The 26,206-nt window shown below is 33.8% G+C and carries 24 protein-coding genes; 6 read left to right on the forward strand and 18 right to left on the reverse strand.

Translation table 11 applies throughout. From position 1 onward, the window contains the following. Nucleotides 1–6: 6 nt before the first annotated feature. The 7 genes from murD to KMW28_RS07315 form a co-directional block, all read right to left on the reverse strand. Entirely contained in the window at nt 7–1,311 is a 1,305-nt protein-coding gene (gene murD, locus KMW28_RS07285) for a UDP-N-acetylmuramoyl-L-alanine--D-glutamate ligase (RefSeq protein ID WP_169663970.1), read from the reverse strand. A gap of 5 nt (nt 1,312–1,316) precedes the next feature. Further along, nucleotides 1,317–2,528 carry a phospho-N-acetylmuramoyl-pentapeptide-transferase gene (gene mraY, locus KMW28_RS07290; protein ID WP_066208790.1) on the reverse strand — a complete coding sequence of 404 codons (1,212 nt, stop codon included), beginning with the start codon at nt 2,526–2,528 and terminating at the stop codon, nt 1,317–1,319. Between the two features lie 27 nt (nt 2,529–2,555). Next, nucleotides 2,556–4,019, reverse strand: a complete 1,464-nt coding sequence (locus tag KMW28_RS07295; RefSeq protein ID WP_244994502.1) for a UDP-N-acetylmuramoyl-L-alanyl-D-glutamate--2,6-diaminopimelate ligase — start codon at nt 4,017–4,019, stop codon at nt 2,556–2,558. Nucleotides 4,020–4,028: 9 nt separating this feature from the next. Further along, on the reverse strand, nt 4,029–6,128 hold the full coding sequence (locus KMW28_RS07300) for a penicillin-binding protein (protein ID WP_169663969.1): 2,100 nt from the start codon (nt 6,126–6,128) through the stop codon (nt 4,029–4,031). A 10-nt stretch (nt 6,129–6,138) separates the two neighbouring features. After that, on the reverse strand, nt 6,139–6,534 hold the full coding sequence (locus KMW28_RS07305; protein ID WP_169663968.1) for an FtsL-like putative cell division protein: 396 nt from the start codon (nt 6,532–6,534) through the stop codon (nt 6,139–6,141). A 109-nt stretch (nt 6,535–6,643) separates the two neighbouring features. Next, nucleotides 6,644–7,576, reverse strand: coding sequence for a coiled-coil domain-containing protein (locus tag KMW28_RS07310; protein ID WP_169663967.1), 933 nt, complete (start codon nt 7,574–7,576; stop codon nt 6,644–6,646). A 108-nt stretch (nt 7,577–7,684) separates the two neighbouring features. Next, nucleotides 7,685–8,725 (reverse strand): DUF481 domain-containing protein, encoded by a 1,041-nt coding sequence (locus KMW28_RS07315; protein ID WP_169663966.1) that lies wholly within the window; start codon nt 8,723–8,725, stop codon nt 7,685–7,687. A 296-nt stretch (nt 8,726–9,021) separates the two neighbouring features. Here KMW28_RS07315 and rmuC point away from each other — a divergent pair, with 296 nt between their 5' ends. Next, nucleotides 9,022–10,566, forward strand: coding sequence for a DNA recombination protein RmuC (gene rmuC, locus KMW28_RS07320; RefSeq protein ID WP_169663965.1), 1,545 nt, complete (start codon nt 9,022–9,024; stop codon nt 10,564–10,566). Here rmuC and KMW28_RS07325 read toward each other — a convergent pair. From KMW28_RS07325 to KMW28_RS07350, 6 genes are all read right to left on the reverse strand, one after another. Next, on the reverse strand, nt 10,558–12,141 hold the full coding sequence (locus tag KMW28_RS07325; RefSeq protein ID WP_169663964.1) for a polyamine aminopropyltransferase: 1,584 nt from the start codon (nt 12,139–12,141) through the stop codon (nt 10,558–10,560). The genes rmuC and KMW28_RS07325 overlap by 9 nt on opposite strands. Before the next feature lie 47 nt (nt 12,142–12,188). Then, nucleotides 12,189–12,992 (reverse strand): hypothetical protein, encoded by an 804-nt coding sequence (locus tag KMW28_RS07330; RefSeq protein WP_066208777.1) that lies wholly within the window; start codon nt 12,990–12,992, stop codon nt 12,189–12,191. Between the two features lie 52 nt (nt 12,993–13,044). Then, nucleotides 13,045–13,602 (reverse strand): DUF4178 domain-containing protein, encoded by a 558-nt coding sequence (locus KMW28_RS07335; protein ID WP_066208775.1) that lies wholly within the window; start codon nt 13,600–13,602, stop codon nt 13,045–13,047. A gap of 44 nt (nt 13,603–13,646) precedes the next feature. After that, entirely contained in the window at nt 13,647–14,564 is a 918-nt protein-coding gene (locus KMW28_RS07340; protein WP_169663963.1) for a ribonuclease Z, read from the reverse strand. 103 nt (nt 14,565–14,667) lie between these two features. Next, nucleotides 14,668–15,045 carry an STAS domain-containing protein gene (locus tag KMW28_RS07345; protein ID WP_066208771.1) on the reverse strand — a complete coding sequence of 126 codons (378 nt, stop codon included), beginning with the start codon at nt 15,043–15,045 and terminating at the stop codon, nt 14,668–14,670. Between the two features lie 63 nt (nt 15,046–15,108). Beyond that, nucleotides 15,109–16,044 (reverse strand): phosphoribosylaminoimidazolesuccinocarboxamide synthase, encoded by a 936-nt coding sequence (locus KMW28_RS07350; RefSeq protein WP_169663962.1) that lies wholly within the window; start codon nt 16,042–16,044, stop codon nt 15,109–15,111. Nucleotides 16,045–16,392: 348 nt separating this feature from the next. On the opposite strand from KMW28_RS07350, the gene KMW28_RS07355 reads away from it, so the two are divergent. Further along, nucleotides 16,393–16,728, forward strand: a complete 336-nt coding sequence (locus KMW28_RS07355) for a hypothetical protein (RefSeq protein ID WP_169663961.1) — start codon at nt 16,393–16,395, stop codon at nt 16,726–16,728. A 14-nt stretch (nt 16,729–16,742) separates the two neighbouring features. Here KMW28_RS07355 and recN read toward each other — a convergent pair whose 3' ends face one another. Further along, nucleotides 16,743–18,398 carry a DNA repair protein RecN gene (gene recN, locus KMW28_RS07360; protein WP_169663960.1) on the reverse strand — a complete coding sequence of 552 codons (1,656 nt, stop codon included), beginning with the start codon at nt 18,396–18,398 and terminating at the stop codon, nt 16,743–16,745. A 130-nt stretch (nt 18,399–18,528) separates the two neighbouring features. On the opposite strand from recN, the gene yjjX reads away from it, so the two are divergent. Next, nucleotides 18,529–19,077, forward strand: a complete 549-nt coding sequence (gene yjjX, locus KMW28_RS07365; RefSeq protein WP_169663959.1) for an inosine/xanthosine triphosphatase — start codon at nt 18,529–18,531, stop codon at nt 19,075–19,077. On the opposite strand, the gene KMW28_RS07370 is transcribed toward yjjX, so the two are convergent. After that, on the reverse strand, nt 19,072–19,704 hold the full coding sequence (locus KMW28_RS07370; protein ID WP_169663958.1) for an AlbA family DNA-binding domain-containing protein: 633 nt from the start codon (nt 19,702–19,704) through the stop codon (nt 19,072–19,074). The genes yjjX and KMW28_RS07370 overlap by 6 nt on opposite strands. Before the next feature lie 324 nt (nt 19,705–20,028). Here KMW28_RS07370 and KMW28_RS07375 point away from each other — a divergent pair, with 324 nt between their 5' ends. Next, nucleotides 20,029–21,165 (forward strand): THUMP domain-containing class I SAM-dependent RNA methyltransferase, encoded by a 1,137-nt coding sequence (locus KMW28_RS07375; RefSeq protein WP_236941106.1) that lies wholly within the window; start codon nt 20,029–20,031, stop codon nt 21,163–21,165. 102 nt (nt 21,166–21,267) lie between these two features. On the opposite strand, the gene KMW28_RS07380 is transcribed toward KMW28_RS07375, so the two are convergent. From KMW28_RS07380 to KMW28_RS07390, 3 genes are all read right to left on the reverse strand, one after another. After that, entirely contained in the window at nt 21,268–21,906 is a 639-nt protein-coding gene (locus tag KMW28_RS07380; RefSeq protein WP_169663957.1) for an Asp23/Gls24 family envelope stress response protein, read from the reverse strand. A 137-nt stretch (nt 21,907–22,043) separates the two neighbouring features. Next, entirely contained in the window at nt 22,044–23,225 is a 1,182-nt protein-coding gene (locus KMW28_RS07385; RefSeq protein WP_169663956.1) for a DUF1501 domain-containing protein, read from the reverse strand. Nucleotides 23,226–23,227: 2 nt separating this feature from the next. Continuing rightward, nucleotides 23,228–24,598 (reverse strand): DUF1800 domain-containing protein, encoded by a 1,371-nt coding sequence (locus KMW28_RS07390; RefSeq protein ID WP_169663955.1) that lies wholly within the window; start codon nt 24,596–24,598, stop codon nt 23,228–23,230. 146 nt (nt 24,599–24,744) lie between these two features. Here KMW28_RS07390 and KMW28_RS07395 point away from each other — a divergent pair, with 146 nt between their 5' ends. After that, entirely contained in the window at nt 24,745–25,008 is a 264-nt protein-coding gene (locus KMW28_RS07395) for a hypothetical protein (RefSeq protein ID WP_169663954.1), read from the forward strand. Nucleotides 25,009–25,041: 33 nt separating this feature from the next. After that, nucleotides 25,042–26,202 (forward strand): sigma-54-dependent transcriptional regulator, encoded by a 1,161-nt coding sequence (locus KMW28_RS07400; RefSeq protein WP_169663953.1) that lies wholly within the window; start codon nt 25,042–25,044, stop codon nt 26,200–26,202. Nucleotides 26,203–26,206: the final 4 nt, after the last annotated feature.

The following is a 26,206-nucleotide window of genomic DNA, read 5'->3' on the forward strand; positions in this document are numbered from 1 at the left end:
CATTATTTATAATTTCTGAACGGCCTCAATAAAATGATCCCCTCTATCCATGTAATTCTTAAATAGGTCGAAACTTGCACAAGCAGGAGATAATAAAACTACTTCTCCAGTATCTGCAGCATTTGTTGCTAGCGATATTGCTTCTTCCATACTTTGGGTTTCAATCATTACTTTTTGATCTCCAAAAGCAGCCAATAATTTACTATTATCAGTTCCTAAACATATAATAGATTTCACTCTTCTTTCGACTGCATCGTGTAACATACTGTAATCATTGCCTTTATCAGTACCACCTGCAATCCAAACAATAGGCGTATCAAAAGATTGTAACGCAAAGAATGCGGCTTCTACATTTGTAGCCTTGGAATCATTGATATATTTAATATGATTGACTTCTTTGACAAATTGCAATCGGTGAGGTTCTCCAACAAAAGATGGTAATGCAGCTTGAATATCTTCAGGAGATACTCCAGCAGATAGTGCAGCTAGAATTGCAGCACTCATGTTCCATTCGTTATGTGGCCCCTTTAGAGGTAAATGATTAAAGGAATAACTATCTCCTTTAAATGGAATAGTTAATTTTCCTTGTTCAAAGAATGTGTGATCAAAACCGATAGCCCAAGGTTTTATATTTCTCTTACTTAGATGTTTTTTGATATTCTGATCGTCTTCACTGTAGATAAAACTACCTTTCATCGACATGTTTTCAATAATTCTGAATTTAGAATCAGCATATTGATTGATATCAAAATTATAACGATCTAAATGATCGGGAGTAATGTTAAGAATTAAAGAAATATCGGGAGCGAAAGTTTCGATATCATCCAATTGGAAACTACTAATTTCTAATACATACCAATCATAGTCGTTCTCTAGAACTTCTTTGGCGAAACTAATTCCAATATTTCCAGCTAAACCAACATTAAAACCACTTTCGTTTAATAAATGATAGATAAGTTTTGTGGTAGTTGTTTTTCCATTTGTACCTGTAATTGCAATAATCTTGGCATCTGTATATTGATAGGCAAACTCAATTTCAGAATAGATTTTTGCATTATTCGCCTTCAACTCTTTTATGATAGGAACAGTATCAGGAATGCCTGGGGATTTTACCACAATTTTAGGATTCCTTGGTGCTTTATCATGAGACCCTTCTTCGAATGGAATTGAATGAGTTTTAAGTGTTTTTTTTTGTTCTTCAGAAATTTTTCCAAAATCAGAAACAAAAACATCAAAACCTTTTGATAATGCGAGTAGTGCAGCTCCAATTCCGCTTTCACCGGCACCAAGTACCAACAACTTATCTTTCATTAAAATTATCTGATTTTTAGAGTTAATATTGTAGAGATCGCTAATAGAATACTTACAATCCAAAAGCGAGTAACAATTTTAGGCTCAGGTATTTCTTTCTTTTGATAGTGGTGATGCAACGGTGCCATTAAAAAGACACGTCGACCTTCACCATATTTTTTCTTAGTGTATTTAAAATAAAACACTTGAATCATTACCGATAAATTTTCCACCAAGAATACTCCACAAAGAAGAGGGAGCATCAATTCTTTACGTAGAACAATCGCCAAACTAGCGATGACACCACCTAAAGCTAAACTACCTGTATCTCCCATAAAAACTTGGGCAGGGTAAGCGTTATACCATAAGAATCCAATACATGCACCTACCAATGCAGTGGCGAAAATAGCGATCTCACCAGATTGTGGGATATACATGATATTAAGATAATTGGAGAAGATGATGTTACCAGAAAGGTAGGCGAATATGGCGAGCACGGTGGCGACTATGGCGGAAGTACCCGCAGCCAATCCATCTAGGCCATCAGTAATATTAGTGCCGTTTGAAACTGCTGTGATTATGAAAATCACTAGAATGATGTATAAAACATTTGAAGCAGTTTGATTAGGTAGAATTTCTGAATAATTAATCTCATTGTCTTTAAGAAACGGGATAGTTGTTTCTAAGGATCTGATATCTTCATAATCTTGTCCTTTCACTAATTCAGAAACAGGTTTGCTCTTAATACCTTTAGAGAATTTTCGTACCATAACATCCTCGTTACTTACTAAGGTTAATCCTACTAAAAGACCTAAACCCACCTGACCTAAAATTTTAAATTTACCAGAAAGCCCATCTTTGTTTTTCTTTACTCTTTTTAGATAATCATCGATAAAGCCAATAGCCCCTGTCCACAATAACGTAGTTAAGAGTAATTGTATATAGACATTTTGAAGATTAGCAAACAAAAGTACAGGAAACACAATAGCACCAATAATAATTACACCACCCATAGTTGGTGTACCTGTTTTTTCCATTTGTCCAGCTAGACCTAAATTCCTGACAATCTCACCCATCTGCATTTTTTGTAAGAAATGTATAATTCTCTTTCCAAAGAAGGCAATGAATAATACAGAAAATATAGTGGTAAGCATGGCTCTAAATGTAATGTATTGAAAGAGTCCGGCTCCTGCTAAATCGTAATGCTTGTCTAAGTAATTAAATAAATGGTAGAGCATATTAATATTTTATTGAAATTCTTATTGTTATGAGTGAAATGCTTTAAAAAGTTCTTCTTTATCATCAAAATGATGACGGACACCATCAATTTCTTGATAGGTCTCGTGCCCTTTTCCAGCTAGAAGAATAATATCACGAGGTTCGGCCATTTCTACTGCTTTAAGAATAGCTTCTTTTCGATCTAAAATCACTTGAGTTCTTCTTTCTTGAGTAGGAGAGATACCATCCATCATTTCTTCTAAAATAACTTCTGGATCTTCTGTTCTTGGATTGTCTGAAGTTAAAATAACTTTTTCGCTTAACATAGCGGCAGTTTTAGCCATTACAGGCCTTTTACTTTTATCGCGATCACCTCCACAACCTACTACTGTGATTATATTTTCACCATCTTCTTTTATGTCTTTGATAGTTTCTAAGACATTTTCTAAAGCATCTGGAGTATGTGCATAATCAATAATTCCTCTGACATTCTTTTTAGAAACCAACTGTTCGAATCTACCGCGAGCAGGTCGTAACTCGGATAAACATTGTAATGTTTCCATAGGTTCTTCGTCAAGACAAATTGCAGTAGCATAAGCCGTAAGGATATTATAGGCATTGAAAGATCCAATAAGTTGGAACCAGGCTTCTTGCCCATTAATGTCCATTTGAATCCCCTCAAAGGTATTGTCAATTAATTTACCCTTGTAATTTGCCATAGTATGCAAACCAAAAGTTACATGCTTGCCTTTGCAGTTTTGAAGCATCACGGGACCACGCTTGTCATCCACATTTACCAAAGCAAACGCATTTTTTGGTAAAGTATCAAACAATCGTTTTTTAGCATTGATGTATTCTTTCATCGTGCCATGATAATCTAAATGGTCATGACTGATATTTGAAAAAATAGCGCCTGTAAGGTTAATTCCACTTAAACGTCCTTGGACAATAGCATGTGAACTTGCTTCCATGAAGCAATAGCTACAGTTCTTTTTCACCATCTCTGCCAATAGACGTTGTAAAGTGACAGGGTCTGGCGTGGTAAGTTTAGTAGGGATTACTTCATTATTGATTTTATTTTCAATGGTTGTCAATGCTCCAGTATTATACCCTAATTTTATAAATAGGTTCTGAAGAAGTGTAACCACTGTTGTTTTTCCATTTGTTCCAGTAATAGCTATTACCTTGATATTATCAGAAGGATTATCATAAAAATTAGAAGCTATTAATCCAGCAACTTGAGACGTATTGTTGACTTGGATATAAGATACGCCATCAACAAGATCAGAAGGTTCGTCTTCTAAAATGATAGTTTTAGCACCTAACTCTATGGCCTTTGGAATAAATTTATGTGCATCCATCTGTGTGCCTTTAATGGCAATAAAAGCACTGTCAGCTGTAAGTTGACGTGAGTCTATTTGTACATCGGATACTAATTGATTTAAATCTCCTTTTATGAGTTCAAATTCAATACCTTTTAAAAGGGTTTGTATATTTCTTATTTTACTCACTTGTATCGCTTATAAAAGTTTTAGATGAACTTTCGTTCTACTATTTATTCTTCCACCAGGAGAAATAGACTGAGTAGAAACTCTACCTGTGCCAGAGAATGTAACTGTCGCCCCTTCGGTCTCCACTAGGTAAATAGCATCTCTCAAAGTCATTCCTCTAACATCTGGCATAAGTCCTTTATTTACTTTTGCATTCACCCATGCAATGGTATCTCCATGCACCTGAGTTCTCACCCAATTGCTAGTGTTTTTAGAGATTTGTTGAATGTCAAAAGCATCTGAAAGAAGTAATAAATCTTTATAATTACCTGCTTTAATAAAAGGAAAAGCAGTTTCGTTTTCGTTCGTTACAAAGTTGATATTTCTTTCGGTCGTTCTATTGTAAACTACCTCAGCAATATCTCTAAATACAGGGGCACAGACATCACCACCATATTTTTGATTTCCTTTTGGCTCATCTATGGCCACAATCATAGTGTACCTTGGTGCTTCTGAAGGGAAGTAGCCAACAAAAGAAGTAAAGTAGTTTTTAGTATATCGGCCACCTTTAAGCTTTTGTGTTGTGCCTGTTTTTCCAGATATATTAAAATCGGTATTGTTGATTTTTTTAGCGGTACCACTTTTCACTACTTTACGAAGCATTCCTTGGAGTGCTTTTACGGATCTTTCGCTACCAATACTTTTCTTAATCACTTTTGTGTCATATTCATCAATGATCTCGTTACCTTGTAAAATTCTTTTTACGATATAAGGCTCGATCATTTTGCCATCATTTGCAATGGCATTGTAAAAGTTAAGTATTTGAAGTGGAGAAACTTCAACTTCATAACCAATAGAAATCCAAGGTAATGAACATCCACTCCAGCTTGGGTCACCAGGACGACTGATGTTTGGGTGGGCTTCGCCTTCCATTTGGAAGCCAATCGTTGAAGTTAGATTGTATTTATCTAAATATCTAAAGAAGCGTTCTGGGTTTTCTCGAAAGTGTTTGAAAACCAATTTTGAGATACCAATATTAGAGGATTTTTCGATAACTTCTTCTACGGATAGCATACCAAAACCATAAGCGTGAGCATCCGTCATGACACACTCATCATAAAATTGATACTTTCCTTCACCTGTATTTACTGAATCTGTGATATTAATATCCGACTCTTCTAGTACCGCAAGCATTGAAGCACCTTTAAATGTAGATCCAGGCTCCATAGTACCTTGGATAGCGTAGTTGTAATCCTCAACATACTTACCTTCTTTAGTACGACCTAAATTGACAATGGCTTTAATTTGTCCAGTCTGTACTTCCATCAAAAGAACAGTACCAAAATTGGCGTCATGTTTAATGAGTGCTTCCTCTAAAACTTTATGAGCATGTTCCTCAAACTCCATATTTAGTGTCGTCTGAATATCAAATCCATTTTTGGCTCTTATTTGTGCACCATTATCAAGTGGCTTCCATTGGTTACCAGAAACTCTTTGAAACAAAGCTTCTCCATCTTTACCAGCTAAATCGGCATTGAATGAAAATTCTAATCCACGACCGGTGAATTTGGCTTCTTCATCTTTTCTAATAAAACCAATTGTTCTTCTACCTAAATCATTAAATGGTTTGAATCTTTTCTCGACTTTATCAAAGATAACCCCTCCACGATGACGTCCTTCTCTAAAAATAGGCCATTGCTCTATAATCTTTTTGTCTTGATGTTTGATTTGTTTCTGACTTAAAATCAGATATCGTCTTTTCTTTTTTCGAGATGTTCTTAAAAGGCTATCGTAATAACTTTTTGATCTTTCTTTAAAGTAGATAGATAAATTATAAGCCAATGAATCAATACCTTTATCAAAAACACTATCCGGAGAGACAAAGGGATCAAATGCTAATTTATAAAAAGGTATTGATGTCGCTAACAATGAACCATCATCTGCTAATATATTTCCACGGGTAGCATCGACTCTTCTTACTTTAACACGATTCGCCTTACCTGCTTTTTCCCATTTTTCTTTTTCCATGAATTGCAGATCAGAAATCCTCACAACAATTGCAGCAGCAATCATAACGATAAAAAGAAATGCGATTCTAACTCTTAAAAGTATGGAAGTTCTTATTCCCATTATTTTCTATTTACTGATCTTCTAATTTAGGAACACTTATAACAATAGGAGCTGTTTCTAGGGGCACTAAACCCATAGCTTCTGCCTTTTTTTCAATTTGACTTCTCTTACTTTCGTTAATGAAATCATATTTAAGGGTACTGTATTCTACTCTTAATTTTTCGACAGATTTTTCAAGTTTATTAATTCTTAGATGAGATTTTTCAGCCTGAAAACTGTTTGCGATATATAGGATACCAAGAATAGTTACAAAAATAATTTTTTGTATGTACTGACTATTTTCCTCCTCTTCGTCTTGGGAAATAAACTTCCATTTCAGGAACTTTTTATTCCAACTATTTAAGGGTGATGTACGTTTCTTTTTTGGGGATTCTTCCTCAACAGTTTTATAAGTATTGGCTCTCATCTAAAGGTTAATAGTGGATCCTAAAAAAATTGAAAACGAATTTGCTAAAATTCTTCCTTAATTTATCTAAGTTGTAGGAAAAAATGGAATTTTTTAAGAAAAAAATGAATTAATGAATCGTAAATTTAGTTTCTCCTAATAGATAACCTCCAGTATAGACTAAAGCCTTATAATTTCCTTTGTTTAAAAAACTATTATTTTGATATGAAATCGAAACATTAGCACCTAAATTACTATCAAAGTTATAATTGGTTTTTGTAGTAAAAAATAGATTTTCTTTGGTGTCTGCTAACGTGAAATATTTTGATTCTTCAGTCGCATTGTATATGGTCGCACCATCAGGGTCAACAAGACATAAATAAACTGTTTTTTGTTCTGATGGGAGTAATACATTTTTAGCTAATTTAAAATCGATACTTATTGCTGAGATATTATTCGCGTCGAAAGAATCACCAATGATTTGTTTCCCTTTTTGATCAACGGCATAGCAGTTAAAATCAAAAGCATTTAATTTTTTAGCTTCGTCTAATTCCTTTTCTAATTCACCTTGATGGTTTTCAAGTACATCAATTTTGTTTTTTAGATCTGAACTTTCCTTCACCAAACTCGAATTAACCATTTTTAAAGAGTCATTCGCCTTTTTCATATATGAAATATGCTCATCTTTTTGGCGTAATAAATTCTCATAAACCCCCACTTTAGATTTAATAGTATGATATCTTTTCTCTTGCATTAATTGGGTTGAACGAAGCTCTTTTTTTTCTCTTTCAAGACTGTCTCTTACATTTTCCAAGGAAGTGACATCTTCATTCAATAAAGTGAGGATTTGAATCTGTTTATTTAATTCAGTAGATATTGAATCTAATTTTGCGTATGTTAAAACAAGTTCAATGTTTTTACTTTGAACTCTATCATTTAAACGTTTTTCATCACCTGATCTTAAAAATAACTGAACAAGGTTTAGTGTTAATAGGGTGATGACTAATCCGATTACAATTTTACGTCTGCTACTTATAGAACTAAAAAAAGATGCGCTATTCATAGTTTACAACAATTGCAAAAACCACACTAAAAACACTAAAGGTTTGATTTTTTTAAGTTTATTCTAATTTTTGGTATTTATAATACGAAAAAGGAATTATAGTATAAGCTATAACTCCCAGCCAAAGCCTAGTGTGTATTGGTAATCTATTTCTTTACCGGCTTCTGCAGGTTGACTATCGTAGTTTAAGTTGTAAGAAGCTTTAACATAGAAGTCGTAAGGTAAATCATATTTTAGGTTTGCGTTAACATCAGCACGCCATCTTTCTTGATCACTTAATGCTCTAAACCCTTTTGCTGTAGTTTGGAAAGATAAATCTCCCGTATCGAATAGGTTGATTTCTGTACCTAAATACCATTCAGCTTCTGACCTTGTAGGAGCAGTAGTAAATGTGGAATCACTTTCGTTAAAAACTGGATCAAAACTTTCATTTAAAAACGATGCTCCGGTAGAGAAACCCCAATAAGCAGAATTGGTTCTAAGTACATACTTACCAAAACCACCTAAACCTATAACACGTAGATTGATGGACTGTTCTGTATTGGTTAAATAACTGGCAGATGCAGTGATATAAAAATCATGTGGTAAATAATAGTTACCTGTAAGCGTACCTTCATTTCTTTCAATAGAAGCAACATCATCTTGTGTTGATCGCAAACTTGCAATATTAAAAGTAAATCCCCATCGATTAGTGGTATAACCTATAAAACCATTGGTGTTAAATTGGGAAAGGTTATTGGCTTTTGTATAGCTATATCCAACATCAAGACTTGCTGAAAGCCTACTTATAAATGTGGATTTTACTGATAATAGATTGACGATATGATCAGGGGCAATCATTACTTCCCCGTGATCATCAGTCTCTAATACAAATTGATCACCATTTAAGGATTTGATTCTACCATTGTAACGTTGACCTTCGGTGGTTGTAATTAGGAAATAAGTTTCTCCTTTTATTTCCTTAATTCCATCCCATTCAATTTTAAAGTCAGAATCTGAATAAGGGGTTTCAATTTGAATAACTCCTTTTTCCATATTTTTAATTTCACCGACAATCACATCCCCATTTTTTAAAGTCAAGGAATCAACTTGTGCAAAAGAGATAAAAGATGATAATATGAATACTATTAAGGTTATTGTTTTTTTCATGATAGGATATAACAAATAAATTAGTTTTTGCGGGTCAGTATTGATCATAAATATATGAAATCAATAATGACCCACAAAAAAGATTACTAGAGAAGAACTTGAAAATAAATACCTTTTCATGTATAATCTTATAAATTGTTTTATTAGTACAATTATTTGAGTTTTGATAGTTAATGAATGAAAGAACACATTAGAAAATCACCTTTTACACAAGAAATATTTTGATAAAAATTTCAACTTTTGTTTAATAAAGTGTCAAAAAGTATTAAATTAGTGATCATTTTTAAGAATATTATATGATCGAGTTAAATTATATATTGATCTCAGTAATTGTATTGATTACGAGTGTTGTAGCGGTTCTAATTACCTTTTTTATCCAAAAAAATAAATACAGTAAGGTAATTTGGGAATGGGAGGAACTAAAATCCAATCAATCAGTAAGAGCGATTGAAAATCAAAATCTGACTACATTAAATAAGGAGTTAGAAAAAAATATAAATGATTTAAAAAAGAATATAGCTGTCGTACAAACGAAGTATGAAAAAGAATCAAATACTTTGAGTGAATTGAAGCAATCAGAACATTTTTATAAGAATAAACATCAGGTCTTATCTGAAGAAAATGCTAAAAACCAAAAAGCATTATTACTGCTTAATGAAAGACTTCAGGAATTTCATCAAGCCAATCAGCAGTTAATGCAGACGAATGATCAATTGTTACAAGATAACGTTGAACTGAAAACACATAATGATCATCTACATTTAAAGATTACTGAACATCAAGAAGAAATTAATACATTAAATCAGAAGTTTAAATTGGAGTTTGAAAATTTAGCCAATAAAATTTTTGAAGAGAAGTCCAATAAATTTATTGATCAGAATAAAGATAATATGAACGTTATCCTTAATCCTTTTAAAGAACAAATTGATGCTTTTAAAAAGAAGGTCGAGGATAGCTATGGAAAGGAGTCGAATGAAAGACAAGCTTTAAAAACAGAAATCGAACTCTTGAGAAAAATGAATCTTCAGATCTCTGAAGAAGCTAAAAATCTTACCAAAGCACTAAAAGGTGATGCTAAAAAACAAGGTGATTGGGGAGAAGTGATTTTAGATTCTGTTCTCAGAAAATCAGGTTTGAGAGAGGGGTTTGAATATTTTACTCAGCTATCTTTTGATAATGAGGACGGGCAAAAACAAAGACCCGATGTTGTGATACATTATCCTGGAAACAAACAAGTAGTAGTTGATTCAAAAGTGTCTCTTAATGCCTATGATCGATTTGTAAATACAGACGACTTACAACAGCAACAAGTTGAAGTGGGATTACATATTAAGGCGATTAAGTCTCATATTGATGAGTTAAATGAAAGGGATTACCAAAGTTTGCCTGATATTAAAAGCTTAGACTATGTCTTGATGTTTATTCCTATCGAACCAGCTTTTTTAATTGCATTACAACAAGATGATTCATTATGGGATTATGCTTATAATAAAAAAGTGGTCATAGTTGGGCCAACGACTTTGATGTCTACTTTAAAAGTAATTGAAGAATTATGGAGAAATGAACATCAACAGAAAAATATTGATGAAGTGATTAAACTTGCTTCAGGAATTTATAATAAGGCAAGGCTTTTTGTTGGGACACTTGTAAGTCTACAAAAGAAGATTAGTTCTACGAATGAAGAGGTAGATAAAGCGATGAATCAGTTAACGAATGGAAAGGGAAATTTAATTAAGCTTCTAAATGATATGAAAGAGAAAGGTAATATTAAATTACCTAACTCTTTACCTCAAAATCTTGTAGAAGAAAGCTTAGAAAGTGATAATAACTCCTTAGAATAAATCCCAATTACCATGACTATAATAAGTGGGGAGTACAGGATTGTGGACAGTATTAATACCCACTTTTGTGCTATCAAATTCATAGATTGGTTTTCCAAACGAAGTTATACTATATAAAGCTTCTTTGTTAATCCACTTTGTCTCGATATTACTCAAATCAGTATGTCTAATTTTACTTTTCATCTCATCAGGCGACATACTTTTACTACCAAGTACCCAACCCCATTCTCCTAAAGTCAGAATCTGATTATGTAATGGTATTGTATTAAAACCGGCTGCTCCCATAGTTTTTTCTATACAATAGAAAGCTTCAGAAGCATAGTAAGGGCTGCCTGCTTGTGTGACAATTACGCCATGAGGTCTTAATAATTTATTACACATTCTAAAAGATTCTAACGATTGTAGTCTTCCTAATTCTATGGATTTAGGATCAGGGAAATCCATCATGACTACATCAAAAAACTGCTTTTCTTGTTCTAAGTAGTGAAAAGCATCTTGATTAATGATTTTCACTTTAGAGTCTTCTAAAGAACCCCCGTTCAATTTTTTAAAGATGGGATTTTCTTTCGCTAATTTTGTCATTTCAGGATCCAAATCAACGAGAGTAATACTTTTGACAGAAGGGAATTTTAATGCTTCCCTTACTAAACATCCATCACCACCTCCGAGAATTAATATGTCTTGAGGAATAGGAGAGATGCTCATCGCTGGTATAGCCATTGGTTCATGGTATAGCCATTCATCAAAAGTACTTAGTTGTAGATGGCCGTTAATGTAAAGCCAATAATCGTCTTTCCATTGGGTAACTACTAACCTCTGGTAAGGGGTTTGTTTTTGAAAAACGACTTTATCCTTATATAATTTCTGTTCTCCATAATTGATAATATTATTGGAGAAGAACATGCCGATACCGATACTTGCGAAAACAAGTACACTACTAATTTTGAGTATTTTGTTCCATTTATGTTCAAGTAAATCATCTAATCTCCATAAGAGTAAGATGGCAACTAGTAAATTCACAAAACCTAAAACGAATGGTGTGTAAGTTAAGCCAAGTAGGGGAAGACCAACAAAAGCAAAAAATAAACCTCCAAATAAACTACCAAAGTAATCTTTTTCCATCACCGAGGAGATATTGACCTTTAAAGCTTCAAATTGATCATTTAATCGAGTGGCAAGTGGTATCTCTAAACCAATTAAAAAACCAATACAAATACTGGTAGTATAAATAACAACACCATCCAATGGTAACGGGAAAATAGTGTATTTAGGAGTAAAACTGATAAAGGCACTAATACTATATGCAATAATAGAAGAAAATGAAACTAATAGTGATAGTATGAATTCTACAATAATAAATTTCTCTAAAAGATTAGTTTCTATGTATTTACTGAATCGACTACCCAACCCCATTGCAAATAGCATAAACGACAAGGTCATGGTCCATTGAAATACGGAATTTCCTAAAAAATATGAAGCTAAAGTGGATAACACATACTCAGCTACTATACCAGAAAGTCCCGTCGCAAAAAGGGCTAGTTTTAAAGTGTTTGATTTAGAAAGAATGTTTGCCATTATAAAAAAAGACCCTCTTCGAAAAGAGGGTGAATTTAGTTGATATTTTATTTGCCTCCACGAGAATAAGATCGGGATCTACTTGAGGATCCACTTCCATATCTAGAAGAAGAACTATTTGATCTCGAAGAAGATGATGTTGATGAAGCTCTTGATCCAGCTGAGTAACGAGCAGGAGAACGACTTACACTTCTATTTACAGTATTTTTAAAACCACTACTGCTGCTCATACGGTTAGAGAATGTAGGGTTTGCTTTTTGAGCACCACTTGAGTAAGTTCCGTATTTTGGTGTGCCTACTGAACCTCCATAATAATTTCTTCCTGATCTATAATGACTTGTGTAATCATAATAGCCTGATCTATACACTCGTCCATAATATCCCATGTTGAAGATAGAACGCATCATAGCGTATTGTCCATAAAATACCCAGAAACTTTGGCCTGAATTATCTCTTTGCCAATGTCCGTATCTCTCATTTCCAACATAACCAGAATAACCTGGAGGTGATACTTGTTTACTTAATTTACCATCGACTTTAGAAGCTATTTCCATTCCGATATCTCCAGAATGTAGTTGGAAGAAGTCTTGAGAAACGTCGTACCAATCAGTTTTCTTTACCTGAGGAATACTATCAGCACCAAGAGTAATTACCTTATATTTATGACGGTAAAAATTCTGCGTAAATAAATGCTCTTCTGCATCCATGTCCTCAAGAATAATAGTAAAATCGTTTAAATCACTCATTTCAATGATCATTTGATCTACAGGTGACTTTCTAAATCGATTTTCGTTTGAGGTACATGAATAAAATAATAGAGAAATTAGTGAAGCTATTATTAATTTTTTCATGAATTTAATTCGTTGTTTTTTTTGACACTATGATAATGTAAGTTTACGTAATTTAGTCATTAACGTTTGGTAAAATGTTGGTGAATTTACTTGCGTCCTCAACAATTCCTAAAGAAGCTGAAAAGCCTTCATCTTGATATTGTTCAATACAGAGAGTGAATTTTTCAGATTCATCGTAGTAATCCCAGCACATATATTCAGTGCTTTCTTCTGAAGACATGCTATGAACATCTCTCCAATACCCTACAGATTTTTCATCCCTAAAGAATTCTTTACCATTAAATAGGATTGTTCTTGGTGGTTTACCTTTTTTTAAGATATCTTCTTCAACATTATCAGGTAATTTTCCCCAAAGAATGCTTTGACTTACGGTGCCTGTTAGTGACCCTTCTTCATCAACACTTAAATAAAAAGTGTCCTTAGCAGATTCAATTTTATATTCCCAAGAGAAATCATTATCTCCCCAATCATATTCATATTCTCCAACAACTTCAAATGTTTGGAGTTCATAATCAAATATATACCCTAAACGTAAATCGCGTATAGTAATATTGGTAGGATCGTAATGAGGCTCCTCTTTCTTTTTTTTCTTGAAAAATCCAAAAGGCATATTAAATCGTGTTTTGTATCTATTGAATTTAAAGATACAACTAATTAGTCAGATTCCACAATAGAAAACTTCTGACCTTCGATGGCGAGTTGCGTATTGTTAAATTCTGTTTGTGCCTCTTCTAAAAGTTCTGTTAAGTCAGCGTAGCGTGCCGAAAAATGACCAATTAAAAGTTCTTTTACTTTGGCTTCTTTGGCTACTGAACCGGCTTGTTTCGCTGTGGTATGATAGGTGATATTCGCTCTATCTTTATGTCTATCCATAAAAGTAGATTCATGATAAAGCAAGTCTACACCATAGACTTTAGAGATCACACTTTTAGAATATTTGGTATCCGAACAAAACGCATATGATCTTGATTTTCTTGGAGGTAACGTTACATCTTCATAGCGAATAGTATCTCCGTTAAATTCAATATTTTCTCCACGTTTTAGAGCTCTAAAAACTTCAAAAGGAAGTCCAGATGGAAGTTTTTCAGGAATAATTCGGTATTGCTTTTTCTTCTCTCTGAATAGGAATCCTGTACAAGGAACTCTATGAGTCAAAGGAATAGTTTCTACAGTAATTTTTTCATTTTCAAAGATCACCTCTGAAAACATTGTAGGATTGTCGTATAGAAAAACTTTGTAGTTTAATTCTGTTTTTGAGTGTTTGAAACTGGCCAATAAAACTTCGTCTAAACCTCTTGGGCCATGGATATACAAAGGCTCTGTACGTCTTTGCAGATGCATTGTGGATAATAATCCAGGTAAACCAAAGAAATGATCGCCATGTAAATGACTGATAAAAATGTGCTCAATTTTATGCAAACTGATGCCGAAGTTTAATAACTGATGTTGTGTTGCTTCACCACAATCAATTAAAAACTGCTGGTTACCAATTCGTAAATGCTGAGAAGTCATTTGTCGGCCTTTCGATGGAATTGCGGCACTAGAACCTAATATAGTAATCTCGAATGACAAGGGATAAGACTATGGGGATAAGCTTTAAGGATATAAAAGCTCAGATCTCAAAAATTGAGATCCGAGCTTTTTTATATTATTTTAAAGTTAAAGAGTGGACTTATTAGTCTTCTTCACCTTCAATATCTTTTTCAATTTCGTGTAAGAAAATCGCTTCAATCGCTTCTTGTACCGTTGGGTGAAGCTCAAGAACTGACTCTAACTTAGAAATTTTAATAAGTTTCATAACGTGTTCGTTCAATCCAGCTAAAACTAACTTGCCATTTACTTCCGTAGACAATCTGTTAGCTACAAGGATTGAGCTTAATCCCGAAGAATCAACGTATTTTACGCTGCTTAAATCGATAATTAAGTTTTCAGTACCTGATTGGAACATTGTAACGATCTCTGCTTTTAATTGCGGAGCTTTTAATGAATCTAGTTTTTCTTCCTCAGGGACTAAAACAGTATATTTTTCGCTTTTATTGACTGAAAATCTCATAATTTCTTTATAGTCTGTTATAATTTAGACGTTTCTTAATGCAAAAATACAAGGATCTTGATTTTATCCTAATTCATTTTTGATAGAATTGAAAATTTCTTCTTCAATGTGATGATAAGAAGCTTTTTCAAAAGTTTCGCCTGTTATGTTTTCGTAAAGTTCAATATATCTATCAGAAACAGAATTTACAAACTCTTCTGACATAAATGGCTGTTTTTGTCCATCTTTTCCTTGGAAGCCATTTTCAATAAGCCATTGTCTTACAAATTCTTTTGATAATTGTTTCTGAGCCTCATTATTTTTTTGTCTTTCCTCATATCCTTCCTGATAGAAGTATCTTGATGAGTCTGGAGTATGTACTTCGTCGATGAGGTAAATTTCGTTATTAAATTTACCGAATTCGTATTTGGTATCGACTAGAATTAAACCTCTTTCGTTTGCAAACTCTTGTCCTTTTGCAAAAAGTGCTTGCGTATATTCTTCTAGTTTTAGATAATCCTCCTCACTTACGATACCTTGAGATAAGATTTCTTCTCTTGAGATATCTTCATCATGTCCTTCTTTAGCTTTAGTAGTAGGAGTGATGATAGGGTTAGGAAGACGGTCATTTTCTTTTAAGCCTTCAGGAAGAGTCACACCACACAAGATACGTTTTCCTGCTTTGTATTCTCTCCAAGCATGACCTGCTAAATATCCTCTAATTACCATTTCAACAGCAAATGCATCGCATTTTTTACCAATGTGAACGTTCGGATGAGGAGCAGATTCTAGCCAATTAGGTACGATGTCACCAGTAAGTTTAAGAAACTTTTCGGCAATTTGATTCAGTACTTGTCCTTTGTAAGGAATAGCTCTATCTAGTACTACATCGAAAGCTGAAATTCTATCTGATGCGACGATAGCGATTTTTTCATCGAAGAAATAAACATCTCTTACTTTACCTTTATAGACATCCGTTGCGTTTTCGAATGAAAGGGTTGTACTCTTAATTGCGTCCATGTTTTATAAAAATGATGTACTAAAACTAAGTTTAGAATAAAAATTCGCTGCAAACATACACAGTAACTTTCATTTATTACAATTTTTTTAAGTAACAATTTCGATCTTAAAAATTTAAGCTGCGTAAATTAAGATGTAAATACAGCGATTAATGTTACCCCTATTATAATTATCACTTATAATTTTTCTACGAAAAAATATAATAATTTATTGAAAGTTTGGAACTTAAAATTTATATTTGGAGAGAATGATAAACGTTCATCGATTATCAACTGATAATAATACAACAATTCAATAGGGTGATTTTTTTGCAATAACAACTATTGTAATTATTAAATATTTTTTCTCATGTTAAATCTAGAACACAAAGAATTAAGTAAAGTTGCAGGCCGCTACACTGGAAAACTTTTTAAGGTGATAGACGACTTTAAATATGAAGTAGAGGCACAAACCTCTCTAACATTTGATGAAAGTAATAATCTTCATCTTGAGATATTCATGGATGGATGTGGTAGTGGAGAAATGTGCTTACTAACCAAGGAGGTAAATAATGATGTGTTTGAGGTGTGTTGTGATGATGCTGATGAACACTTATCTGGAAAAATAGACGCTTATAATAAAATGTTAAGCTTCAAAGTAGAAAGTCCTAGAAGCGGTGAAACAGAATTTGTTGGTTGCCTCTAGAACTCTCTGAAAAATTATTTTATACCGATAAGATCCTTTGCAGATTGTATAGCACCTTCTGAAGGTTGAGCCCCCCCAATCATTTGTGCGATCTCGTTGATACGCCCTTCCTGATCTAACGTTTTGATTTTACTGACTGTAGCGTCACCCTCATGATCCTTAAATACATAGTAATGTTTAGAGCCTAGTGCAGCAATCTGTGGTAGGTGGCTAATGGTAAATACCTGATGGCTCTTTCCCATTTCTTCCATGATGTTTCCTACTTTGATGGCAATTTCTCCTGATATACCTGTATCGATTTCATCAAATATAATCGTTGGTAATGAAGTTTTACTGGCTAGAATATACTTAATAGCCAACATTAAACGAGAAAATTCACCGCCAGAAGCTACTTCACGAAGTGCCTGAGGAGCACGGCCTTTATTTGCTGTAAATAGCACTTCAACCTCATCAATACCAATCACAGTTGGTTCAGTTATACGATGATCAATTTGAATTTGTCCATTTGGCATTCCTAAATCAGCCAATGTTTTATTTAATTCTTCAGATAGAGGAACAATAGCATTTTTACGAGCTTCTGATAATGTCTCAGCAATTTCCATTAAAGCCTCGGATGCTGCTTTCTTTTCTGTTTCTGCTTCTAATAAAGCTTCGTCAAAGCTTTCTACTTTGTCCACTTTACTACGGATAGATTCTCTTTTTTCGATTAATTCCTCAAGGTCTTGTACTCTGTGTTTTTGTTGTAAAGCATAAACAGTGTCCAATGTCTCTTTAATCATGAATATTCTTTCCTGATCGAAGAATAAAGCATCCTCTTCAGTTTCGATTTCAGAGATGATATCTCTTAATTCTATATGACAACTATCTAAACGATCTCGAATTTCTGATAATTTTTTAGAGTAATCAGATAACCCATTCAAATCTGTAATTGAAGAATAGATACTCGTATCAGCAGAAAAATCAGATCTACTTAATGCTTCAAGAACAGTATTTAAAGCGACTTTAATGTTCTCTGCATTTTCTAATTTTTCCAATTCCATTTCCAATTCTGCTTGGTCAATGTCATCTAAATTGGCATCATCAAGCTCTTTTAATTGGAATTGATTGAATTCAAATTCTTCTTTAATCTGATTGTATTCATCTAGAAGTTGTTGGTAAGACTGTGCTGTCTTTCTATATTCTTTATAAGCAACAAACACATGCTCCACTTTTTTCTCTAGTTGACCATAAGCATCTACCAAGTTTAATTGATAAATATTTGAGCCCAATTGCAAAGTATCGTGCTGAGAGTGAATATCCATCAGCTTTTCGCTGATTTTCTTCAATACATCCAAACGTACAGGAGTATCGTTAATAAACGCTCTTGATTTTCCACTAGGTGTAATTTCTCTTCTTAGAATAGTTACTTTCTCATAATCTAGCTCAAGATCTTTAAAAGTACTTTTTAATTTATAAGAGGAAATATTAAATGTACCTTCGATAATACACTTCTTTTCATTATCAAATAGTGCTTTGCTGTCTGCTCTTCCTCCTTTTAGTAGGCCCAAAGCGCCAAGCATAATAGATTTACCAGCACCAGTTTCACCAGTGATAATGTTCAGCCCTTTGTCAGGATCAATTTCTGTATGCTCAATAAGTGCATAATTCTTTATCAATAGATTCTTTAACATAACGCGGAATATATAGTGTTTTGAAGGTTTCTTCTAGTTTTTTACGTTTGTATTCAAAGATAATATTTTTGATGTCTCAAAAATGAGAAAAAAATCTTCTTTTGCCAAATTTAATAGAATTGTTTAAAAAATGAATAAAAAAATAGTCGTTGCATCAAAAAATCCAGTAAAAATTAATGCTTCACTGGAAGGAATGCAAAAAATATTACCAAAAATAGATTTTGAGGTGGAAGGGATAGATGTACCTTCTGGAGTTTCTGATCAGCCAATGTCAACTGAAGAAACATGGCAAGGAGCGTTAAATAGAGCGACAAATGCCAAAGCCAAAGCACCTGATGCGGATTATTGGGTAGGCATGGAAGGAGGCATCGATAAAGATGATGAAGGAAAGATGTTTGCTTTTGCTTGGATGTGTGTAATTGATAAAGACAATGATATTGGAAAAGGAATGACAGGTGTTTTTTACCTTCCTCCAAAAGTACAACAACTTGTAGAGGAAGGTATCGAGTTAGGTTATGCCAACGATAAGGTATTTAATGAACATGGTTCCAAACAAAAAGGAGGTGCGGTAGGTTCACTCACTTTTGGTGCTGTAGGAAGAACAGAGTATTATGTACAAGCTTTAGTCTTGGCCATGATTCCTTTAATAAATAAGGAAATGTACAAAGAAGCCTTATAAAGAATAGAACACGGCCTTTTCGAAGGTGTGCTCACGAAGAAGCCCGAAATACAGTAACTCATTCACTGTTTTTCGGGCTCTTCTTTCCGAAAAATTCACTAACTGACAGAATTTTTTTAATGTGATTTTTTCATTCTCATATAAATACACTAATAACGATTTTTCCTGTCGGGATAATTTTCTTTTTAAAGGACGTATAGATTTTGCGATACCTTTTTTCTGTATTTTCTCCTGTCGTTCTGACATCAAAACACTTTTATCGTTAAAGCGAACATACGTTTGCCATTCTCCTTTTTTTGATAATGCACGATGAGGTTTAAACTCAGAATTGGGAATTTTGAGCATTAATACCAACCCATCATCCGTCTCTATAGTAGAAAATTTAACATGAAGTGGTGGGTGAATATTGTATTTGATAATCTCATCGGCCACATATTGTTCCTCGAAAGGGTCAATGCCATTGATACTATGGTCATCGTTTACACCCACTAAAAGGATCCCACCTTGTGTATTGGCGATGGAAGAAACCGTCTTTGCAAAACGGTCAGGCTTGGTCACTCTTTGCTTGAATTCTAAGTTGCGACTTTCGCCTTTTTTAATCAGCTGTCGTAATTGATATTGATTCATCACTTTGAGTTTTATAGTTATGCTGCACGTATTTAGAAATTGAATCGCTTACCCAGTCTAAATTTTGTGCTTCTTTAAATATACCAAAAATATCTTGATTTTGCTATCGAAAGGTGAGGTTAAAGTGTTGATTGTTTATTAATTAACTGTAGTTTCATGTTGTTTTAAAATAAGCCATTTGATGAAAACAGAGAACGAAGAATTTTACTTCGACCTCCTAATGAATCAAAATATATCAATAACTTATTTCAATAAATAAACAGAAACTATATCAATCCATATGAAAAGAATTAACTTTGTGACTTCATCAAAAAGAATAGAAAATTGACTGAAAATACTTTCTCGATGACCGCCAAAACATTTTTTGGTTTAGAAGAGGTCTTAAAACAAGAATTGATCAATATTGGAGCATCAAAAGTAAAAGCGGGTAGACGTGCCGTTACTTTTGAAGGTGATCTTGAAATAATGTATAAAGCCAATTTACATTGTCGTACGGCATTAAAAATCTTGATGCCAATTAAAGAGTTTAATGCACGTAATGAAAATGATTTATACGAGAAAGTAAAGAAAGTCAATTGGGCAAAATATATTGATAAAGACGGTACTTTCGCTGTCGATTCTACCGTATGGTCAGACTCTTTCAGACATTCTAAATATGTAGCCTTAAAAACAAAGGATGCTATTGCCGATCATTTTATGGAGGTGTTTAGAAGAAGACCAAACGTAAAAATTAAGAATCCCGATATTCAGGTACATATTCATATTTCTCAGCAAAACTGTATTCTATCTTTAGATAGTTCTGGTGAGGCATTGAATAGAAGAGGATACCGTTCTGAACAAAAAGCAGCACCTTTGAACGAGGTTCTTGCAGCAGGACTTATCTTAATGACAGGGTGGAAAGGTGATCGTCCTTTCTTGGATCCAATGTGTGGTTCAGGTACGATAATCGTCGAAGCAGCAATGATCGCTTCAAACACACCTCCAGGTTTAAAAAGAAAGTTTGCCTTTATGAACTGGCCAAAATATGATAGAAGACTTTGGAATCAGATATTCAGGGATGCTAAAAGAGCAATTAAAGAAATTGATGTTCCAATCGTAGGTTCAGATATCGATAGGAGTGCTATTGAAATAGCTATGGCCAATGCGGGTCGTTCGGGATTAGACGAAGATCTTAGAATTTCTAAGCAAAGTTTCTTCGATAGAAAATCGATTGGTGAGAACGGTATCATTATTTGTAACCCACCTTATGGAGAAAGAATCGGTAAAGACATCGAAGAACTTTATAAAAATATGGGCGACAAGCTGAAGCAGGACTTCTCAGGCTACGATGCATGGATCTTCTCTGGTAATATGGGAGCGTTAAAACATGTTGGGCTACGACCTAGTAAAAGAATAGAACTATACAATGGTGCAATCGAATGTAGGTTGGCCAAATACGAAATGTACAGAGGTACAAAATAAATGAGATATGAAAAAAGGGAAGCGTTTTGCTTCCCTTTTATTTATAACCTGATTTCGATGAATAATATTTTTCGTCGAAATCAGGTTTATAGTGAATTAGGATTATTTTCCTTCAATTTTGATCACTTGAACTTTAACATCTTTTTCTTCTGCACCAAAGTTCTCATCTAATTCTTTTTTGATGGTCTTTTGAACTTCTTTGCCATCTTCAAGGATCACATCAGCTTTAATAACGACATCTTGATTCTCGATTTGAACATCAATAGTTTTAATATTTTTGATGTTCTGTCCATGTTCCTTTTCTATTTCTTCAGAAATTTCTTTTTCAAAACCTTCATCAGAAATAAACATTCCTTTTTTAGGAGAAATCTCTTCGCCATCATCAGATTTCCAAGTAAACGTATTTTCCTCATCAGATAAATTAATCGTTGTATTTGATGCTGAATTCATTGCCTTTACAAAGTCTTCTTTGGCTAGAGTAATTGTTTTTTCTTCTTTTTTACCTTCTTTATTAGTGATCGAAGCTGTTACCTCAAATTGATCATCATTGATATTAATATCTTTGATTTCATAATCAACTATATCAGCACCAAATGCTTCTAGCATTTTCTCGCTTTTTTGTACATCAACATCTTTCTTGATGACAATATGTTTTTCAACTTTCTTTTCAGATTTTTCTTGACAAGAAACGAATAAAGAAAAGGTAATTATTAGAGTAAGTACAGTCTTTAAATATGTCATAGCGGAAGTCGTAAATAACTTTTAGAAAACAAATATTCATTTTGAAATATTTGTAAAGCAAAGTTACAAAAAAGCATAACTAGACCTTAGATTTTAAGGAATTTAACCTTAAACATTGTACTTATTTTCTTATTAATTTAAACAACAGAAAGACTTGGCAGATTTTTATTCAATATCAGATGGTTATCGACTTTTAGCCAATTGTCTAATAGGTTAGCATAAATAGATCTAAAATCTACTTGATGTACCAAGTCTCCTCTGTATAATTCCTTCAAATTCGGACCCTCATTATACAATCCTGCCTTTTTTAGGTTTTCTCCGATGATGAACACATTATTTGCAGCACCATGGTCAGTTCCACCAGAAGCATTTTGTTTCACTCTTCTTCCAAATTCCGAAAAAGTAAGGATCACCGTGTCTTTAAAAGCATCGTTTTTCTTTAAGTCTTTAACGAATGCACTTACACAATCCGAGTAATCCTTAAGTAGACCATTCTGTTTGTTTTTCTGATTAGCGTGGGTGTCAAAACCACCCAAAGAAGCGTAATACACCTTAGTATCCATTCCAGAAACAATCATTTCGGCAATGCTTTTTAAATGATGTCCCAAGTTAGAATTAGGATAAGCACTGTTTGAGGAATACACCTTGCCATGATCAAATACATATTTAGCCGATTGATGTGCCTCCGCTAATGTTTTGTAAAGATACCCTTGATTATTTTCATTAAGATCCTCTTGTTCAGACAATGCGTTAAATTGATCTGATTTCAATTTAAAGTAAAGTGATTTAGAATCCTCTAAAGCCAATCCTTTGATATGCTTACCTTTCATAGCTAAAGAAAGAGTATTGTCCATTTCAATACCTTCTCTGGCAGAAGTACAATGCGAATCTAAGTAACGACCTAACCAACCAGTATTCAAATACTCATTTGTATCAGAAGCAGTGTGCCAAATATCCATACTTCTAAAGTGTGAACGGTTGGGGTTAGGGTACCCTACATTATTAATTACAGAAAGATAACCCTCATCGTATAAATCGGCTAACCCTTTCATTTGTCCATTCAGTCCCAAATCATTATCTAATTTTAGGACATCAGATTTTTGAATAGCAATTTGAGGTCTTGCCTTATAATAGGAGTCGTCTAAATAAGGAACGACGGTATTTAAACCATCATTTCCTCCAGAAAACTGTATCACCACTAATCTTTTTCCCTGATAAGGCGAGAAATCCTTACCCATTGTCTGTTGAAGAAAAAGAGGTGTAAACAAGGTGCCTGTGGTAAGCAATGATGTGCTTTTTAAAAAATCTCTTCTGTTCATAATTAGCAAAGTTGATATTCTGGTAAGGATAATAATTGAATCATTCGATCTTTGAATGAAGAAAGCTGATGTTGATCAAGGTAGTTTTGAGCATCATCAGAAAGTTCACCTCGAATCATAATATCGGCAAGTGTACATTTCTTTTCTTCTTCTTGATGCAAACCTTCCACTTTAGACCATTTGATATCGCCCTGAAACTTCCCTAACTTTTTCATTTTCCTTTTGTTCTCATTAGGGTTTACATCATAATCTTCTTTAAAGGCTATAGGTATTATGCCATTATTTAGAAGAATAGAGGGCAATCGTAATCGCATGGCCAATCGACTACTATCAATCCAAGTCGTATCTCCAGGCCAACCTGCAACATTAGGAGGGAAGTAGAGTTCTTGTCCTAAGTTTCTTTGTAAGATCAGCCAAACTCTTTCACTTTTGGGTTGAAGATCAAAAGTGCGTTTTAACCCTACGATTAGCTCAATTGGGCTTTTGATTTTAGCACCAATCACATCATTACTATAAAACCATTTTGATGTAAAAATATGGTGCATCAAAATAGAAATATCATAATTGTTATTATAAAATACAGAGGTAATTTCCTCTAGGTGTTTCTCGTTAATATCAGGATGGACAAATTCTTTGTAGATTTTCTGACAGATGAATCGAGCACATTGTTTTTTCTCTAAAATCATCTCGATCACATCATCACCATCAAAGTTTCCAGTTTTTCCAAAGATGGTTTTTTCTCCTTTATCGTGTTGTCTTTCGTTAAAACGATAAGTACCATCTTTTTTATTCGACCATCCAGTAAAAGCTCTTGCAATTTCTTTTACATCATTCTCAGTATATTCTTGATCTCTCCCTAGTGTAAAAAGCTCGCACAACTCTCTTGCAAAATCCTCATTTGGCGATTTCTTTTTATTCTGACGAAGATGAAGATACTTTATCATTGCAGCTGATTTAGCTACTTCAGTGACCAATGTTTTAAAACTCCCCAAAGAGTTCGATCTTAATACATTGGTATATTGAACGGCATCGTACGGGTTGACAATCCTACAAGCAAAGTGACCATGCCAAAAGAGTGTCATTTTTTCAATCAAAGGATCATTTCCAGTAGACATCTGATCGATCCAATGGATATTAATGTCTCTAGAAAGCTTACGCATTTCTTTTCTCATATCCATTTTTTCATCAGCAGACATTTGCATGTAATTCGATGAAAACTCGGGGAGATCAAACTCTAGTAACTCAGGATTTTTAATAGCAGTTAAAGGGGTGACCCAATCTTTATTATTTATTACCTCGTCGGCTTCTTTTTTATTCATTCCAAAGCCTGCTCTGGAGTACAGATGTAATAGTTTTCGATAATCTTTTCTCATTGCTTATAAGTAGTACTGTTTATTAATAGACAGTTAATCTACCCAATAAAACAGACAGAAAGAACATTTTAAGAAAAAATAATTTGGGATTGCTTCCTTGATAGCTATTTTTGGAGTATATTTTTAACAACTACCTCTTTATCATAATGAGAAGAAATTTTAATGCAGCTGGAACATCTATTGAAGACCTGATTTCAGAAACAGAAAAACAATGTAATTACTTTAAAAGTAAAGTTTCCGCAAATAAGCTTGAAGTTGCTATTTTAACTCCTACTAATAAAGAGCCATTACCTGCTTTAGATGTAGCGAAAGTAATGGAAGTAATCACTAAACATTTTGCCGACGCTGAAATGGATTTCGATTTTGGCGAATGTCAAGGCAATGAGTACTGCGTAGAGGTAGCCTGGTAATTAAAAAATTTTTAAAAGTCTAATAGAAACAGAATGCCAAAGAAAATTCTGATTATCGATGACGAAAAGAGTATCCGATATACACTTAGAGAAATCTTAGAATTCGAAAACTATGAAGTTGACGAAGCAAAAGATGGAGAAGAAGCATTGGAGAAATTGGTAGTCAATAATTATGACGTTGCACTTTGTGATGTTAAAATGCCTAAGAAAGACGGTATTGAAGTGCTCACTAAAGCTATGGAAATGGGTAAAGCTCCCCAATTTATTATGATTTCTGCCCATGCAAACATCGATATAGCCGTAGATGCAACTAAAAAAGGTGCCTTTGATTTTATCTCGAAGCCGCCAGATTTAAATAGATTATTATTAGCAGTAAGAAATGCACTTGATAAAAACTCTTTAGTTCAAGAAACTAAGGTGTTGAAAAAACAAGTGGCTAAGAAATACGACATCATTGGTGAGTCTGCTCCAGTTCAGTTAATGAAGGATACTATCGAAAAGGTAGCTCCTACAGAAGCTAGAGTTTTGGTGACTGGACCAAATGGTGCTGGTAAAGAATTGGTAGCACGTTGGATTCATGGTAAATCACCACGATCTAAACAACAATTGGTGGAGGTGAACTGTGCTGCAATTCCTTCTGAATTAATCGAATCTGAATTATTCGGTCACGAAAAAGGATCGTTTACTTCAGCACACAAGCAACGTATTGGTAAATTCGAACAAGCCAACGAAGGAACACTATTCCTAGATGAGATTGGCGACATGAGTTTATCTGCTCAAGCAAAAGTGCTAAGAGCGTTACAAGAAAATAGAATCACTAGAGTAGGTGGCGATAAAGAAATTAAGGTAAATGTTCGTGTTGTTGCTGCAACAAACAAAGATCTTAAAGCCATGATCAAATCGGGTGATTTTAGAGAAGATTTGTACCACCGTTTGAGTGTTATTGTCATCAAGGTTCCATCATTATCTGATAGAAAAGACGATATTCCATTATTGGTGAAGAAATTCTTGAAAGATATTGCTGGTGAATACGGTAAACCTGAGACTCAGATAACAGAAGAGGCTTTGGAAAAACTGAAAGAACCAGAGTGGACAGGTAATATTCGTGAACTTAGAAACGTAGTAGAAAGGTTAACGATTATGAGTCCAACAGAGATAACAAAACAAGATGTTGAAATGTTTGCTTTCTTATAAGCAA

This window comes from Flammeovirga yaeyamensis, assembly GCF_018736045.1.
In the GTDB taxonomy this organism is placed as follows: domain Bacteria; phylum Bacteroidota; class Bacteroidia; order Cytophagales; family Flammeovirgaceae; genus Flammeovirga; species Flammeovirga yaeyamensis.